Origin of the sequence: Haladaptatus sp. DJG-WS-42, from assembly GCF_037198285.1 — an archaeon.
GTDB lineage: Archaea > Halobacteriota > Halobacteria > Halobacteriales > Halococcaceae > QDMS2.
Genome location: NZ_CP147243.1, coordinates 1,733,332 through 1,748,588 on the forward strand (window position 1 = coordinate 1,733,332; position 15,257 = coordinate 1,748,588).

At 61.9% G+C, this 15,257-nt stretch carries 16 protein-coding genes and 1 tRNA gene; all 17 read right to left on the reverse strand.

Annotation, left to right across the window (positions count from 1 at the left end):
• Position 1 precedes the first annotated feature (1 nt).
• Positions 2–1,165, reverse strand: coding sequence for a branched-chain amino acid ABC transporter permease (locus V5N47_RS09530; protein WP_338727128.1), 1,164 nt, complete (start codon positions 1,163–1,165; stop codon positions 2–4).
• Positions 1,158–2,099 (reverse strand): branched-chain amino acid ABC transporter permease, encoded by a 942-nt coding sequence (locus V5N47_RS09535; RefSeq protein ID WP_338727129.1) that lies wholly within the window; start codon positions 2,097–2,099, stop codon positions 1,158–1,160. The genes V5N47_RS09530 and V5N47_RS09535 overlap by 8 nt, the downstream gene beginning before the upstream one ends.
• A 51-nt stretch (positions 2,100–2,150) precedes the next feature.
• Entirely contained in the window at positions 2,151–3,449 is a 1,299-nt protein-coding gene (locus V5N47_RS09540; protein ID WP_338727130.1) for an ABC transporter substrate-binding protein, read from the reverse strand.
• Positions 3,450–3,617: 168 nt separating this feature from the next.
• Complete coding sequence (locus V5N47_RS09545) at positions 3,618–4,319, reverse strand: helix-turn-helix domain-containing protein (RefSeq protein ID WP_338727131.1); 702 nt, start codon at positions 4,317–4,319, stop codon at positions 3,618–3,620.
• 168 nt (positions 4,320–4,487) lie between these two features.
• On the reverse strand, positions 4,488–4,928 hold the full coding sequence (locus V5N47_RS09550; protein WP_338727133.1) for a PTS fructose transporter subunit IIB: 441 nt from the start codon (positions 4,926–4,928) through the stop codon (positions 4,488–4,490).
• On the reverse strand, positions 4,925–6,607 hold the full coding sequence (gene ptsP / locus V5N47_RS09555) for a phosphoenolpyruvate--protein phosphotransferase (protein WP_338727134.1): 1,683 nt from the start codon (positions 6,605–6,607) through the stop codon (positions 4,925–4,927). The genes V5N47_RS09550 and ptsP overlap by 4 nt, the downstream gene beginning before the upstream one ends.
• A gap of 4 nt (positions 6,608–6,611) precedes the next feature.
• Positions 6,612–6,878 (reverse strand): HPr family phosphocarrier protein, encoded by a 267-nt coding sequence (locus V5N47_RS09560; RefSeq protein WP_338727135.1) that lies wholly within the window; start codon positions 6,876–6,878, stop codon positions 6,612–6,614.
• On the reverse strand, positions 6,878–7,342 hold the full coding sequence (locus V5N47_RS09565; protein WP_338727136.1) for a PTS sugar transporter subunit IIA: 465 nt from the start codon (positions 7,340–7,342) through the stop codon (positions 6,878–6,880). The genes V5N47_RS09560 and V5N47_RS09565 overlap by 1 nt, the downstream gene beginning before the upstream one ends.
• 36 nt (positions 7,343–7,378) lie before the next feature.
• Complete coding sequence (locus V5N47_RS09570; RefSeq protein ID WP_338727137.1) at positions 7,379–8,503, reverse strand: PTS fructose transporter subunit IIC; 1,125 nt, start codon at positions 8,501–8,503, stop codon at positions 7,379–7,381.
• 137 nt (positions 8,504–8,640) lie between these two features.
• The gene (gene pfkB, locus V5N47_RS09575; RefSeq protein WP_338727138.1) at positions 8,641–9,552 is read right to left on the reverse strand and encodes a 1-phosphofructokinase; all 912 of its coding nucleotides are present in this window, start codon (positions 9,550–9,552) and stop codon (positions 8,641–8,643) included.
• A complete protein-coding gene (gene glpR, locus V5N47_RS09580; RefSeq protein ID WP_338727139.1) occupies positions 9,549–10,310 on the reverse strand; it encodes an HTH-type transcriptional regulator GlpR in 762 nt (253 codons plus the stop codon). Before glpR ends, pfkB begins: the two co-directional genes overlap by 4 nt.
• Before the next feature lie 103 nt (positions 10,311–10,413).
• Positions 10,414–11,259: a hypothetical protein gene (locus tag V5N47_RS09585; RefSeq protein ID WP_338727140.1), complete on the reverse strand. Its 846-nt coding sequence runs from the start codon at positions 11,257–11,259 to the stop codon at positions 10,414–10,416.
• Positions 11,260–11,629: 370 nt separating this feature from the next.
• Positions 11,630–11,701: transfer RNA gene (locus V5N47_RS09590), tRNA-Ala, on the reverse strand.
• A 139-nt stretch (positions 11,702–11,840) separates the two neighbouring features.
• Positions 11,841–12,149, reverse strand: a complete 309-nt coding sequence (rpsJ, locus tag V5N47_RS09595; RefSeq protein ID WP_338727141.1) for a 30S ribosomal protein S10 — start codon at positions 12,147–12,149, stop codon at positions 11,841–11,843.
• A gap of 6 nt (positions 12,150–12,155) precedes the next feature.
• A complete protein-coding gene (tuf, locus tag V5N47_RS09600; RefSeq protein ID WP_338727142.1) occupies positions 12,156–13,424 on the reverse strand; it encodes a translation elongation factor EF-1 subunit alpha in 1,269 nt (422 codons plus the stop codon).
• Positions 13,425–13,554: 130 nt separating this feature from the next.
• Entirely contained in the window at positions 13,555–14,502 is a 948-nt protein-coding gene (locus V5N47_RS09605; RefSeq protein ID WP_338727144.1) for a homoserine dehydrogenase, read from the reverse strand.
• The gene (locus V5N47_RS09610; RefSeq protein ID WP_338727145.1) at positions 14,499–15,047 is read right to left on the reverse strand and encodes an amino acid-binding protein; all 549 of its coding nucleotides are present in this window, start codon (positions 15,045–15,047) and stop codon (positions 14,499–14,501) included. Before V5N47_RS09610 ends, V5N47_RS09605 begins: the two co-directional genes overlap by 4 nt.
• Positions 15,048–15,257: the final 210 nt, after the last annotated feature.

A 15,257-nucleotide genomic window follows, 5' to 3' on the forward strand; every position in this document is an offset into this window, starting at 1 on the left:
CTCATTTCACCCCGAAGACGAGGACTTTGACGTTCTGTACCGACTGAGTCGCGGCGGTGACGAGCGATTCTGCGAACGATGACACCCACGCCCCGACGACGGCGGGGTTATTTTTGAAACTGCTCGCAGCCGACCGGACGCGCCCGCCCTTCTTGAGCGACCCCACGATACCCTGTGGGAACCCGAAGACGAGCGCCAGCAACACAAGGCCGGTCAACGCGTCGAAGTAGTTGGTCAGGTCGCGGCCCATGTCCTGCAACAGGACGAGGACGATACCGCCCACGAGCGGCCCGAACAGGGTCTGATACCCGCCGAGGATGGCCATGAACAGGATGTCCCCCGACCGGAGGAAGTAGAGCACCGGGCCGGGCCTGACGTGCTGTTGTACCATCGCGTAGAGCGCGCCGGCCATCCCGCCGTACACCGCGGAGACGACGAAGGCGAGCCAGACGTAGCGACGAACGGGAATGCCGATGAACTGTGCGCGGGTGCGGTCTTGGCCAATCGCATCGAGCGCCGCACCGAATGGCGAGTTGATGAGCCGCCACATCACGAGCAGCGACACGACGACGATGGCGACGGTGAGGTAGTACACCAACACCTCGTAGGCATCCGGTGGCAGCGCCAACCCGAAAATGTCGGGGCGCATGTTCGGCCCCGGACGGACGGGGAGGCCGTCGCTCGACCCGAAGAAGGTCTGGCCTTGGACAAGCGCGTAGAGCAACTGTCCAAAGGCGAGCGTCAGCAGCGAGAAGTACAGCCCCGTGTGGCGAAGCGAGAGGTAGCCAATCGCCATCGCCATCAGCGTCGCAAGCAGCATGCTCGCGATGAGCAAGAGGGCGAACTCGGTCACGTTGTACTTCGCCGCGAGCAGCGCCGTCGTGTAGGCGCCCGTCCCGAAGAAGGCGGCGTGTCCGAACGAGACGAGTTGGGTGTGGCGCACGAGCAGGTTGAGGCCGACTGCGGCAAGTCCAAAGACGACCCCTTGATGCAACACACTGAGTTGAATCGCAGGCAAGAGCCGCGCGATGTCCGGGAGAGCGAACAAGAACAGGAGGCCAACGAGCGCAAGCGCCGTCTGGCGAAGCGTGAGTTCGAGGCCGCGCATCACTCTGACCTTGCGTTCGCCGTCGCGCGAGACGAGGCCGGGAAGTCGATTACGCATCCATCTCACCCCACGTGCCAAAGAGGCCATCCGGCTTCACGAGCAGGATGATGGCCATGATGGCGAACGGTGCGGCGAGTTCGGCGGGTGGGTACTGCCACGTCGCCCACCGGCTGAGGATGCCAACGAGGAGCGCGGCGACGAACGCCCCGCGCAGACTCCCCAGGCCGCCAATCACGATGACGACGAAGGAGAGAACGAGCGGGTTCGCGCCCATCTCCAAACTCGCGTTCGTCGGCGGGAGTGCCATCGCGCCAGCGAAGCCAGCGAAAAAGGCGCCGACGGCGAACACGAGTGTGAACGTGCGGTCGGTGCTCACGCCAATCGCCGTCGCCATCTCGCGGTCGATGGCCGTCGCGCGGATGATGCGGCCGGTTTTCGTCCGGTTGAAGAAGTAAAATAGCCCAACGACGACGATTGCGCCGACGGCGATGATGACGAGGTTGTACGTCGGATAGTTGAGGCCGACGAGCGATGCGGCTGGAATGCCATTAATCCCGCTGTAGACGCTCTGCAGCCTGACGGGAGTTGGCCCCCAGCCAAACTTGATGGCGTCTTTGATGATGAGCAACAGTGCGAACGTCAACACGAGTTGGTACACCTCGTTGCGGTCGTAAATCGGCCGGAGGAGCACCGACTCGATGGCTGCGCCAACGGGAACGAGAACGGCGGCGGTGAGCACCGCACCCCCGAGGACGACGGCGACGAACATGGCCTGTGACGCCGGATCGGTCGGTGGCGGAACCAGCCCTACGACGTAGCCGAGAACGCTCGAAGCAACGTAGGCTCCGAGCGCGTACAGTTCGCCGTGGGCGAGGTTCAACACATCGAGGATGCCGAGGATGATGGTCAGCCCCGACGCGATGAGGAACAGGATGAACCCGTACTGGACGCCGTGGAGTGTGTGCGTGATGAAGTTTGTGACGACGCTCATTGGTCTCTGTCCATGGTATGATAAATTTTCGTCATGAAAGTGGGACTCCGCTTACCAGCTTTCGATCCAGTCGAGCGACTTTGTCCCCGGCGGGGGAGAGACGTCTGGCGGGCTGTAGGAGTTGATGTCGTTCAGGATGGGTGCGCCGATTTCACTCGACCAGTCCATCTCACCGTAGTACGCCGTCGAGAGGCCTTGGTGGCGCTCGCTCATGACGTGATAGCCAGCGGGCGTGAAGAAGCCGTGGCCTTCGAGGGACATCGCAATCTGCTCTTGGCTTGGCCAGCCGCCGGTGAGGTTGACCGCTTTTTCGGTGGCCGTCGCCCACGACGCAACCGCGCCGTAGCCGCTCATGAAGTGGCCACTCGGGATGATGTCCCACTGGTTGCGGGCGTCATCGAGCAGCTGCTGACCGGGACTCCAACGAGCGGGTTCCGGTTCGCCCCAGTAGTAGTTACGCGACCCGGAGAGTGCCTGTGCCTGCTCGACGATGTCTTGGCTCAGGTCGTTGACGGCGCTGTAGAGCACCGTCCCGACGAGTTGGGTGTTGTCGAACATGTTGTTCGCGGCGGCCTGATTCATCATGGTAACGACGTCGCCGCCCCACTGACTGGAGAACGTCACGTCAGGCTGCTGGTTGTTGATTTCGGTGATGTGGGTGGACATGTCGTCTGCGAGCAGGTCGGGGAAGCCCTCGTAGACGATTTCGACGTCGGTGAGCTTCTGGAGCGCCGCGGTGTACACCTTCCATTCGTCTTTCCCGAACGCGTAGTTTGGGTTGATGCCGGCGACGGTGTTCACGTTTTCCGCGCCGAGGCGATTGACTGTCTCGCGGGCCGCAGACACGCACTCCATCACGTCGTAGTTCTGGAAGCGGAACGAGTAGGTTGGGTCTGGAACCGTCTCCTCGTACAGCGTCGTGACCGTCCCGTCGGTCGAGACGTTCACCACGCCTTGGGCTTCGACCTCGGGGGCGAGCGCGGCGTGCCCGCCTGAGGAAATCGGCCCGAACGTGACCTCCTTTCCCTCGGAGACGAACTGCGTGTAGTTCTCGACGTAGGCGTCTGCCTCGTGTTTCACGTCGAGCTCGATTTGCCGTCCGGCAATCCCGCCCGCCTCGTTGATGCGGGAAACGGCGAGTTCCGCGCCGTACTGCGCCTGGAGACCAAGCACGGCTGCCGGGCCTTCGGTGAACGTCTGGAGGCCCGCCTGAATCGGCTCGTCTGGCACGTCGCTTGCCCCGCCTGAAGCGTCTTGATTCGAGTCGGCACCGAGAAGCGAACTACACCCGGCGAGTGCCGCGGCGAGTGCCGTGCCGCCAACGGCCTTGAGCATGGTCCGTCGGTCCATTCCGTCGTCTGGAGAAGGTTCGTGAGTCATAGCTGTATCATGGCTGGTCGTGCGCCTGCAGGGTGGTGGTCTCGAACCACGACACCAACTCCCGTGCGGGCGACTGTCACGGACTATTGTTCCTCAGAAACTGCAAAATAGCAACGGGTTAATATGTGAACGTTCGCCTCATTCGAGGTCGGCCATCGCCGTGATGACGTTTTCAAGGAGCTTTTGCTGGCTGCGTCTCAGATTCTTCGAGACGGCGGTTTTCGAGATGTCGAACTCCGCGGCGAGTGCAGCGAGATTCGCGTCTCGCGGGCTGTTGAAATAACCCGCTTCGACGGCTGTCGACAGCGTTTCGCGTTCGACGGTAGAGAGGTTGCGACAGCCTTCGAGCAGTGAAATTGCGGGGCCAGCGTTTCTGAGTAAGTCAAAGAGTTCACCGAGTTCGTAGGTGCGCCGCGAGTCGATGCCGAACTCGTTGTGGCGTTCGAGTTCGGCGAGGAACTCGTCTGCGAGGCCACCGTCATCGACGCCGACGTGCCACGTCTCAGAGCCGCCTTCGATGTGGAACGGGCCGGTGATGTAGGCGTCGTACTCGCGCACCGTTCCCATTGCTTTGGTTTCGCCAATCGCCGTTTTCACTTGCGCACGGTCGCCCCGCTTCGAGAGCAGTTCGAGAGTGTGCATGTGGTCGTGGTCTGCGAGGGCGTGGAGTCCGTCATCAAGCGCCGACCGGTCTGGCGCTTCGACCAGCATCCGGGTTTCTAACTGCTGGGAGCGGTTGTCGAAGTCCCACTGCATCGCGGTAAAGGACACCGCGTGGTCGTCGGTGGTGTCGATGAATGGGCAGTCGTACTGCGTCATATCGAGCGTGAGGTCAATCATGGACCAAGCCTGTCTGTGCCTAGTCACATGACCATTCGGTATAAATTCCTGTCATAGATTCTGGACAGGTAATTGTCTTGATTGGTTGTAGAAAAATCGGCCTGACGCGCCACTTGTGGGCGACCCACCGCCAGAACAAAACGTGCAGGTCGCGCGGTAGCTTCCGATCTACGAGAAGCGCTTTTTCACTTTGCCGAACAGACCACCGTCGTCATCGTCGGTGTCGTCGGTCGTCTCCGCAGCTGTGGTGGCTGCGTCGGTCGAAGGCTCTGTCTCTGTTTCGGCCGTCTCGGTTTCGGTCGCGTCATCGGCAATCGAGGCGGCTTCCTCGATCATCGCACCGGCGTCGTTGACGGCGTCTTTGACCGTACCGTTCACGAGCGGTTTGTCCTCGAAGCGGTCGGTTTGGACCTTGGTGTCTGCGGCGACGATGACCGCGTCGGCTTCGTCGATGTCGTCTGCTGAGAGTTCGTTTTCCGTGCCCATGGCCCCGTTGACCTCGACTTTGATTTCGTGGCCCATCTTGGGGGCGCTCTGTTCTAAGTTCTCGGCGGCCATCTGGCTGTGTGCGATTCCCGTTGGACAGGCGGTTACGGCGACGAATTTCATTGGTTGAGCAGTTGTGTGATGTCTGAGATAGTCGTTGCGGCCAGCGCGTCACTGGCGAGTGAGGCGGCGTCTGCGTGCGAGGTTGCGGCGACGCCTGCTTTCACGTCCGGGATGGTGATGGCGCTCATCGACAGCTCGTCTAAGCCGAGGCCGACAAGGAGTTTGAGCAGCGTTGGGTCGCCCGCCATCTCGCCGCACATTCCAACCCAGCAGTCGTGGTCGTGGCCCACCTGCACGATGCGGCGGATGGCCCGAAGCACGGCCGGATGCCGTGGGTCGTGGAGGTAGGAGATGCGGTCGTTCTCGCGGGAAGTCGCCATCACGTACTGCGTGAGGTCGTTCGTCCCGATGCTGAAGAAGTCCACGCGCGTGGCGAGTTCTTCGGCCATGAACACCGCACTCGGCGTCTCTATCATGACGCCAAACTCGGGGCGTGCCCATTCGACACCTGCGTCCTCAAGGTCTGTTGCGACCTCGTCTACGGCTTCGAGCGCGCGGTCGAGTTCGTCCACGGTCGAGACGAGGGGGAACATGACCGAGAGACCGTCGCCGTGGTCGCTCGCTGCAGCGCGCATGAGCGCCCGCAGTTGCGTGCGAAACAGGTCAGCGTCAGCGTCGAGCGACCGCCGGATGCCGCGCTCGCCGAGGAATGGGTTTTCCTCTGCGGGCTGGTCGAGATACGGAATCGGTTTGTCGCCACCGATGTCGAGCGTCCGGACGACGACGCGGCCGTCGGGGAACGCAGAGAGCGTCTCTGCGATAGCTTCGTACTGCTCGTCTTCGCTCGGCGGTGACTCGCGGTTCAGAAACAGGAACTCGGTGCGAAACAGGCCAATCCCGTCTGCGCCGTGTTCGACCGCGCTCTCGATTTCCGCGGGCGTCCCAACGTTCGCGGCAACTTCGATGGATACGCCGTCTGTGGTTTCGACCGCGTCTGCCTGCACTTCGATATCGCGGCTCCCCGCCGCGTCGGCTTTCACGGCCTCGTCAGGCTCGACGATGACCTCGCCTGCGGTGCCGTCGATGACGACCTCCGTTCCTTCCTGAATGTCTTCGATACTCGCACCCGCACCGACGACAGCTGGGATGCCGAGCGACCGGGCGAAGATGGCGGCGTGCGAGGTGCGCCCGCCTTCGACCGTCGCAAAGCCCGCGACTCGAGCGGGATCGAGTTGGGCCGTGTCGCTCGGCGTGAGCCGCTCTGCGAGGAGGATTGTGCCTGCGGGAAGTGCAGCGAGGTCGATGCGCTCGCTCCCAGCGAGGATGCGAACCAGTCGATTGCGCACGTCGCGCAGGTCGTCTGCGCGCTCTGCCATCATCCCGTCCATCGACTCGAACTGCGAAATGGGGTCAGCGAACGCCTCACGGACGGCCGTGGTGGCGGCGAGGCCGTCGTCGATACCGTCCTCGACGCTGGCTTCGATTTGCGGGTCTGCGAGGAACTGGAGGTGGGCGTCGAACACACCTGCCTCTTGTTCACCGACCAGCTCTCGGGTGCGTTCGCGCTCTACTTCGAGTTCGTCCCGGGCGGTCTTTTTTGCTTGCTCGAAGTTGGCACGCTCTGTTGCTGGCGTCTCGGCGTCGGTCGTCTCTGGGAGACATTCGTCCGGGCGATACCACCTGACGATCCCGACATCGGAAAGCGGCGTCGCGCCGGTTCCAGTGACGGTTCGAGACATCTGTTCAGGCACTGTCTTCAGGGGTTGTGAGGATTGCTTCGAGCGCGTCGAGGGCGGCTTCTGCGTCCGCGCCCTCAGCGGTGAGCACCACGTCGTCGCCTGCGGCAACGCCGAGACTCGTCACGGCGAGCATGCTCTGGGCGTTCACACCGTCGCCGTCTGCGGGGGCAATCGTAATTTCCGACTCGTACTCACCCGCGGCCTCGACGAAATTCGCAGCAGGACGAGCGTGGAGGCCGTCTTCGGGGACGACCGTCACGGTGCGCTCCATTACGCCACCGCCTCCGTGAGCGTCTCGCGGACGGTTTCCTCTGTTTCTGCGTTGTACAGCGAGTCACGAACCTCCTCGTGCATGAGTGCCCGGGAAAGCGAACTCAGAATCTGGAGGTGGTCGTCGCTGCCTTCGGCCGGGACGAGAATCATGAAGATGAGGTGGGCTGGTTCGTCGTCCATCGCACCGAAGTCGATGCCTTCCTCAGAGCGGGTGAAGGCGACGAGCGGTTCGTCTACGGCGTCGGTTTTCGCGTGGGGGATGCCGATGCCCATGCCGACGCCGGTCGTCGTCTGTTCTTCGCGTTCGAGGAGGGCGGCGAGGGCAGCGCCGCGGTCGTTCACGCGGCCGCCAGAGACCGCGAGGTCGAGGAGGTATTCGATGCACGCGCGTTTCTCTGTCGGGGCTCCGGAAAGCGAGATGTGCGTCTCCGGAAGCAGGGTATCAATGGTTTCTGAGTGCATTGGTTTGACTAAAAGGTGGACGCTTTCTGTGACTGCTCAATCGGAAGTCTGGGTTGTAGTTCCTGTGGCAGATTCGCCAACAGTTGCCTTGAGGCCAGTTGCCACGCCCGCGGTCACGAGCGAGCCCAGGAGGACACAGCCGATGAACAGCAGGGGTTGGTTCGAGAGCGGGACGACAAAGATGCCGCCGTGTGGGGCGGGCATCGTCACGCCGAGGGACATCGACGCCCCACCGGCGACGGCGCTCCCGGCGACGAGCGCGGGAATCACACGGAGCGGGTCAGCCGCGGCGTAGGGGATTGCGCCTTCCGTGATGAACGACAGGCCCATCAGGACGCCGTTTTTCGCGTTTTCTTTCATCTCAGCAGCGTACCTCTGTGGGGCGATGAAGTTCGAAATCGCCATGCCGAGTGGCGGCGTCATGCCAGCGATCATGACGGCGGCCATCGGGGCATACACGCCCTCACTGATGAGGCCGACCGAGAACAGGTAGGCCACCTTGTTGACGGGCCCACCCATATCGAAGGCCATCATCCCGCCGAGGATGAGGCCGATGATGAGCGCCTGTCCGCCCTGCAAACTTTTGAGGAAGGCGGTGAGCGACTGGTTTGCGATGGCGACGGGTGCGCCGATACCGAAGAGGATGACCGGCGCAAGCACCGCCGTCGTGAGGACGGGAATGATGAGCACCGGCATCATCGGGGCAATCTCTTTCGGGACGTTCAGGTTCTTGAAAAAGCGGGCGACGTAGCCGGTAAGGAGACCGGCGACGAGTGCGCCAAGATAGCCCGCGCCGAGGCCACCGGCGTCTAAGCCGATGTACTTGCCCGCTTCGGTGACGACCGTGCCCTGCTGGAGCAGGTACGAGAGCACGAACCCGGGAGCGAGTGCCGGGCGGTCTGCGATTGCGTACGCGATGTAGGCACCGAGCACCGGAACCATCAGGGTCAGTCCGGCGACGCCAATCTGGGCGAGGAACCAACCGAGCGAACCCGTGTTGTCGAACACAGCCTGCGTGTCGCCAACGGCGAAGCCGAGGGCGAGGAAGATACCGCCAATCGTGACGAACGGAATCATGAACGAGACCCCGGTCATCAGGTCTTCCTTCACTGAGGTGAGATGTGTTCGGAGCGCCGTTTCTACCGAATCGCTGGATGACATGGTCTGCTCGAACGCTAGAGACTGTGTTCAAAAGATGTTTCGAATATGATTATTTATGAATATTCGATCACGAAATTTATTGGCGATTGCGCCAGTTGTCCGGAAAAATTCGCAGAAGAAGCGCGCGTACTCGGCTGTTACTGTCGTGCAGAAACAGTCACTCGGCCCGCGTTGCGTTGCACGTCTGACAACATCGGCACCTGCGTGCCGGGAGTGGTGACCACTTCTGACGCGACGGCGACCCCCTCTTTGAGGGCGTTTTCGTCTCTCGCCCCGCGCGCGAACGCCGACAGCATGCCTGCGAGGAACGCATCGCCTGCGCCAACGGTGTCTACGACGTCCACGTCGAGTGCAACTGCGTGGAACACGCGCTCTGGGGTGACGAGCAACGCGCCGTCGTCACCGAGCGAGGCCGCCACGCGCTCGTAGCCCTGTTCGCGGAGGGCTTTCGCCGCCGCGATGCAGTCTTCGAGCGAGTCCGTCTCTACCCCAGTTGCCGCAGTGAGTTCCTCGCGGTTCGGTTTACAGAGGGCATACTCCGCAGACAGCTCGGTGAGCAGTTCGCCACCCACGTCCACGACCGTTTCCCACTCGCCCGCGGTTGCGATGCGGTCTATCGCGCTCGCATCGAGTCCCTGCGGGAGGCTGCCCGCGATAACGACCATCTCCGGGTCGTGTTGCTGTGCGGTGTCGATGATGCGCTCGACGGCGTCCGTACCGACGCGCGGGCCGTGTTGGTTCACCTTGAACTCGCCGTCTGGCGCGTGGAGGGTCGTGTTCAGCCGCGTGAGTCCCGCAATCTCGACGAAGTCTGCGGGGACGCCAGTTGCTTCGAGCCGCGCCTCGATGAACTGGCCAAGGAAGCCGCCAACGAGGCCAGTCGCACAGGTCTCGACCCCGCGTTCACCGAGATATTTTGAGACGTTGATGCCCTTGCCGCCCGCATCGAACTGGGCGTCACCGGTTCGCGCCACTTCGCCGGGGTTGAGTGGCTGGTCGAGCGTGAGCGTGTGGTCAACTGCAGGGTTCAGGGTGACGGTCAATATCATTGTGTCTCTAAAACGTCTACATTCGCTGCGTCGAACGTTTCTTGTTGAACCGCGCTGAGCGACTCGTCGGTGATGAACACGTCAATGTCTGCGAGCGTGGCGAACTCGATGAAGCTGCGCTTGCCGAGCTTCGAGCCGTCTGCGACGAGTACGACACGCTCTGCACGTTCGATCATGACCTCTTTGACGAGGGCTTCATCCTCGTTTGGCGTGCTCAGGCCGCCTGCTTTGTCGATGGCGTTCGTCCCGAGAAAGAGCAGGTCGAAGTTCATGCGTTCCATGAAGCCCGTCGCGCTCGGACCGACGAGCGCACGGGTTCGTCTCCGGAGGGTGCCACCCGTGAGCTTCACCTCGTTTTCGTCGCTCATGAGCTCCATGGCGAGCAACGGTGAGTTCGTCACCGCGAGAAACGAACCGTCTTTTGGCGCGCGCTTTGCAACCTGCATCGTCGTCGTCCCGGCGTCGAAAAACACGACCTGCCCGGGATGGATTTGCCCCGTCGCAACTTCTGCGATGGCGGCCTTTTGCTCTAAGTGTTGGACGTCGCGCTGGCCGTAGCTCTGTTCGCGCCCCACAGCGGTTACCGGAACCGCACCACCGTGTGACCGTTCGATGAGTCCCTCCTCTTCGAGTTCGCGGAGGTCACGTCGAATCGTTGCCTTCGAGAACTCGAGGTCCGTTGCGAGTTCGTCGACGGCACACCCATCGTGCGCGGTGACCAGTTCGACGATTTTTCGCTTTCGCTCGGCGGGTAACATGCGTGTGTCGTTCGACTAGCCATTAACGGGCATACTTGTTAATTGCTTGTGTTGGATATCTGCGCGTTTGTGCGTGCAAAAAAGGTGGAACCAATTACAGCGTTCAGGCTGGCTTCCCGGGCATCACGTCGTCGCGCTCGCGCATCTCGCGGCTGAAGTACGGCGAGGCGTCCTCGCGGGCGCTCATCTCCGCGGCGGCGACGAACACGATTGCCCAGACGATGGCGAGGCCACCCCAAAGGACGCCGACGTTCGACGTCTGAATCGGAAGCACCACCGACAGGAGGCCGAAGTACGCGGTGAGTAAGCCGGTCAACCACGCAAGCAGGCGGAAGCCAATCGACTCGAACGCAGTGAGCAGTCCGGCGATGACGATGGTGAGCGACAGCGTCGCTATCATGGCGTAGTGGCCCATGAGCGCGTGCTCGTCACCAGTGCCCGTCTGGAGTCCGAGTTGGTTTATCGCAAACGCGAGCAGCGGGATGGCGGCGACAATCGTCAATCCGAGTAGCGCAGGGCTGTACTTCTTTCCGACCGTTAGAAGCTTCCTGCCTGCGGGATGGAGTATCCCAATCACCGCAATCGCGACGAAGAACGGGAGCACCTCATTCAGCGAGGCGTTGCCCGTAGCCGCGAGGATGAGCGTGGCGATGCCGATCATCACCGCGCCCGCTTGGAACGCCGCGACGCGTTTTCGAGGCTTGTACAACTGGACGAGCGTCGCCAATGCCCCGAAGAACACGACGATTGCAATCCCCATGACGTGGAGTTGGTGGATGCCGAGCTCCTCGCCGATGACGAACCCAAGCCCAAGCAACATGAACAGCTCGCCCGTAAAGAGCACGAACATGCCCAGTGTGATGAGTACCGCGAGGTAGAACGCACCCAGCTTGATTCTGCTCATCGTCATCCCGCCCGTTTCACCCATCTGCGCTTCTGAAGTTGCCACTGCAAATCACCTACTCCTAACACATCGCACGATGAGGTGATAATAATTCACGAATTATCACGTTTAACGGCTTATTTTTGTGACAATTCGTTTGTTTGGCGGTGTGAAGTAATATGGACGTGCCGGGACTGAGTGGAAACGAAGTTTCCACGAAGGTCGAAGCGGCGTTGCCACTTCGAGATTTGAACCCGGAGTGAGACGGTCACTCACTTCGTTCGGGTGCTGCGACTTCCGGCAGAACGAGTTCTGCCGTCGTCTCGTTCGCGTCGCTCACGAGACTCACAGGGCTTCAAATCCAGGCTTCGCCGTACAATGATTACGCGACACAGCGACTCGCTTCGCTCGCCGTGTTGTGTCGCGAAAGTAATAGTGGACTTGCCGGGATTTGAACCCGGGGCCTCTTCCTTGCGAAGGAAGCGATCTGCCGCTGATCTACAAGCCCGAACGCGGTTTCAGGTAACCGGTGTCGTTATTTGAAGCTTCGTTTTCTCGTCCGTGCGAGTGACACGCTCACAACCCCACGAGGGGGTCGGGATTCTGGTTCCCCTGTGCGTGTTCGAAAAAGGCGCGGATGCGCCGGGTCAGTCTTCGAGGACGATCTCGATGCTGACGTCGTTGGGAACCTGAATGCGCATCAGCTGACGGAGTGCACGCTCGTCGGCGTCCAGGTCGATCAGCCGCTTGTGGACGCGCATTTCCCAGTGCTCCCACGTTGCCGTCCCTTCGCCGTCTGGGGACTTGCGGGAGGGGATTTCCAGCGTTTTCGTTGGGAGCGGCACCGGACCGCTCAGGTTGACACCGGTCTTCTCCGCGATTTCGCGGACGTCACTGCAGATTTTGTCGAGGTCCACGGGGCTGGTGCCCGCGAGCCGGACGCGTGCTTGTTGCATTGTAGTTTACCGCTCGTTGACGGAGAGGACTTTGCCGGCCGCGATGGTCTGACCCATGTCGCGGACTGCGAAGGAACCGAGCTCCGGAATTTCGGAGGACGGCTCGATGCTGAGTGGCTTCTGTGGGCGAACGGTGACGACTGCTGCGTCGCCGTTCTTGATGAAGTCCGGGTTCTCCTCTGCGACTTCGCCACTGGCTGGGTCGAGTTTCTGGTCGATGGACTCGATGGTACACGCAACCTGCGCCGTGTGGGCGTGGAAGACTGGCGTGTAACCGGCGGTGATGACGGATGGGTGCTGCATCACGACAATCTGGGCCTGGAAGGTGTCTGCGACCTTTGGTGGGTCCTCTGCTGGACCACAGACGTCACCGCGGCGGATGTCGTCCTTGCCAATGCCACGGACGTTGAACCCGACGTTGTCGCCTGGTTCGGCCTGTGGGACTTCCTGGTGGTGCATCTCGATCGTTTTGACCTCACCGGAGACGTCGGACGGCTGGAACGAAACGTTCGCGCCGACGTCGAGGGTGCCGGTCTCGACACGGCCGACTGGGACCGTACCGATGCCGGAGATGGTGTACACGTCCTGGATTGGGAGACGCAGTGGTGCGTCCGTTGGTGGCTGTGGTGCTGGAAGCGCGTTGAGGGCTTCGAGCAGGGTTTCGCCATCGTACCAGCCAGTGTTGTCGGATTCCTCGGAGATGTTGTCACCCTCGAATGCGGAGATTGGGATGAAACTCGCGTCTTCCGTGTTGAAGCGAACCTGCTTGAGGAGGTTCTTGACTTCTTTGACGACTTCGTTGTACTCGTCTTCGCCGTAGTTGACGACGTCCATCTTGTTGATGGCGACGATGAGCTCGTTGATGCCGAGCGTACGGGCGAGGAACACGTGTTCGCGGGTCTGTGGCGCAACACCGTCGTCTGCGGCGACGACGAGGACGGCGTTGTCTGCTTGGGACGCGCCCGTGATCATGTTCTTCACGAAGTCGCGGTGACCAGGACAGTCGACGATGGTGAAGTAGAATTCATCCGTGTCGAACTCCTGGTGGGCGATGTCGATGGTGACACCGCGTTCGCGTTCTTCTGCGAGGTTGTCCATGACGTAGGCGAACTCGAAGCCACCTTTGCCTTTGGACTCTGCCTCTTCGCGGTGCTGTTCGATGACGTGCTCGGGTACACTCCCTGTCTCGTAGAGGAGTCGCCCGACCAGCGTACTCTTTCCGTGGTCAACGTGGCCGATGACGGCCAAGTTCTGGTGCGGTTTGTCTTCGCTCATTGGTATCTCACGCACAGAGGCGCTATATCGGGTTCTTTTGGGAGTTGCGGTTAAAACAATTTCGGAACGCTGCTCGCGTCACACCGCCGCCGTCGGGCGTTTTGACAACCCATGGCACGGTTCCGCCGCCCTATCGCAGTCGGCCGATGTCAGCCAACACAGCCGTTGCCGTCTCCGGGCCACCGGCCCCGCGACCGCTGATGTTGAGACGGCCTGCGTGCTTCGTCTCCAGTTGGACGATGTTCCGCGTCCCACTCACCGCGAGTGCACCATGCTCGGGCACGAGGCGTGGCCCAACGCGCACTGAACCGTCGGACACCTCGCCGATGAGACGAATCGTCTCGCCGTCTTCTGCAGCAAGGTCGAGCGCGCTTGGCGGAATCGAAGAGATGCCTCGCACCTCCGCGTCGGCGAGCGTGTACTCGCGCGCACCCTCCGCGAGGACGTTTGCGAGGATGACGCACTTGAGCGCCGCGTCGGTGCCCTCTACGTCGAACGTCGGGTCTGCTTCGGCCACGCCGAGGTCTTGGGCCTCTGCGAGGACGTGTTCGTAGCCGAGTCCCTCCGCGGCCATGCGCGTGAGGATGAAGTTCGCCGTCCCGTTCAATACGCCCCGGACGGCGGTGATGTTGCGCGACCCCATGTCCGCGATGGTGGAAAGCGCGGGAATCGCACCGGCGACGGTCGCCTCGAACAGCACGTCCCCCTCGCTCTCGCGTTCGAGGGCGCGCACGTCGGCGTACCGTTCTGCAACCGGCCCTTTGTTCGCGAGCACGACGTGGCGGTCCGCTTCGAGGGCGGCTTGGACGTGACTGAAGCCCGGCTCTGCGTCCCCGAGCGTCGTTGGCGTTGCTTCCACGAGCACGTCGTAGTCGCCGCCGAGAACCGTCTCAGGGCTCTCAGCGCCAACCGTCTTGCCGCGCTCTTTCCGGTTGAGTGCGTGGGCAACGTCGATGCCCGCCGCGTCGATGGCTGCGCTCTGTGAGTCAGCGAGTGCCGTGACGGTATGGCCGTACTCTCCGGCCAACTCAGCCACCGAACGGCCGACTGCACCGGCTCCGAGAATCGCGAGTTTCATTGGTCACCTCCTTCGAGAAGCGGCTCAACGACCTCTAAGCCCTTCTCTGCGGCAATCGCTCGCACGGCTTCGAGTACGCGCTCTGCTTGCCCGCGTTGGGTGGCGAGGCGCATCCGCGCACACGACACTTCGTCAGTGCCGTTTGGCGCGGTTAGCGACACGTCCGCGACCGACGCACTCGTACACTCTTCGAGCCGCGTGAGCGTGTCGGAGAGGTCCGTCTCGACCAAGTGGCCGATGAGCACGATGTTCATCTCCTCGCCGTAGCGCTCGGGGCCAGCTTTGGTGACGTTCACGCCGTTCTCTCTGAGTGCGCCGACGATGGTCTCGAACCGCTCTGGGGTTGCCTCGAAATCGACTTCGACTGGGATACGTCCGCGCGGGGTAATCGACCCGCGCTCGTGGAAGATAGAGAGGAGATTCCCGCCGTTGTTCGCGATTGGTTCGAGCGCGGCCAACAGCTCACCGGGTTCGTCGGTGAGTTCGAGTCGGACGATGTAGGCCCGTGTGTACTGCCCGCCGTCGGTCGTTGCTTGCTCACTCATCTGACCACCCGACGACGCGCGTCGGCGAGGCGCAAGCCGCCATGGGGCGGGTCACCGAACGATGTTCGATGGAAAAGGCCTGAATCATGGGTTTCACTCACTCGTGCGACGATAAAAGCCTGATGTAACATGCAACCGTTGGTAAAATTCGCCGCACTGTCACATGGTGGGCTGACTGCGTTGCCACTTCGATTGGTGAAAGAAAGATAG

What these genes read in the sequence shown, in the direction of transcription:
- V5N47_RS09530 (WP_338727128.1), bottom strand. Translation starts at nt 1,165, where the DNA reads ATGCGTAATCGACTTCCCGGCCTCGTCTCGCGCGACGGCGAACGCAAG.
- V5N47_RS09535 (WP_338727129.1), bottom strand. Translation starts at nt 2,099, where the DNA reads ATGAGCGTCGTCACAAACTTCATCACGCACACACTCCACGGCGTCCAG.
- V5N47_RS09540 (WP_338727130.1), bottom strand. Translation starts at nt 3,449, where the DNA reads ATGGACCGACGGACCATGCTCAAGGCCGTTGGCGGCACGGCACTCGCC.
- V5N47_RS09545 (WP_338727131.1), bottom strand. Translation starts at nt 4,319, where the DNA reads ATGATTGACCTCACGCTCGATATGACGCAGTACGACTGCCCATTCATC.
- V5N47_RS09550 (WP_338727133.1), bottom strand. Translation starts at nt 4,928, where the DNA reads ATGAAATTCGTCGCCGTAACCGCCTGTCCAACGGGAATCGCACACAGC.
- ptsP (WP_338727134.1), bottom strand. Translation starts at nt 6,607, where the DNA reads ATGTCTCGAACCGTCACTGGAACCGGCGCGACGCCGCTTTCCGATGTC.
- V5N47_RS09560 (WP_338727135.1), bottom strand. Translation starts at nt 6,878, where the DNA reads ATGGAGCGCACCGTGACGGTCGTCCCCGAAGACGGCCTCCACGCTCGT.
- V5N47_RS09565 (WP_338727136.1), bottom strand. Translation starts at nt 7,342, where the DNA reads ATGCACTCAGAAACCATTGATACCCTGCTTCCGGAGACGCACATCTCG.
- V5N47_RS09570 (WP_338727137.1), bottom strand. Translation starts at nt 8,503, where the DNA reads ATGTCATCCAGCGATTCGGTAGAAACGGCGCTCCGAACACATCTCACC.
- pfkB (WP_338727138.1), bottom strand. Translation starts at nt 9,552, where the DNA reads ATGATATTGACCGTCACCCTGAACCCTGCAGTTGACCACACGCTCACG.
- glpR (WP_338727139.1), bottom strand. Translation starts at nt 10,310, where the DNA reads ATGTTACCCGCCGAGCGAAAGCGAAAAATCGTCGAACTGGTCACCGCG.
- rpsJ (WP_338727141.1), bottom strand. Translation starts at nt 12,149, where the DNA reads ATGCAACAAGCACGCGTCCGGCTCGCGGGCACCAGCCCCGTGGACCTC.
- tuf (WP_338727142.1), bottom strand. Translation starts at nt 13,424, where the DNA reads ATGAGCGAAGACAAACCGCACCAGAACTTGGCCGTCATCGGCCACGTT.
- V5N47_RS09605 (WP_338727144.1), bottom strand. Translation starts at nt 14,502, where the DNA reads ATGAAACTCGCGATTCTCGGAGCCGGTGCAGTCGGCCGTTCGGTGGCT.
- V5N47_RS09610 (WP_338727145.1), bottom strand. Translation starts at nt 15,047, where the DNA reads ATGAGTGAGCAAGCAACGACCGACGGCGGGCAGTACACACGGGCCTAC.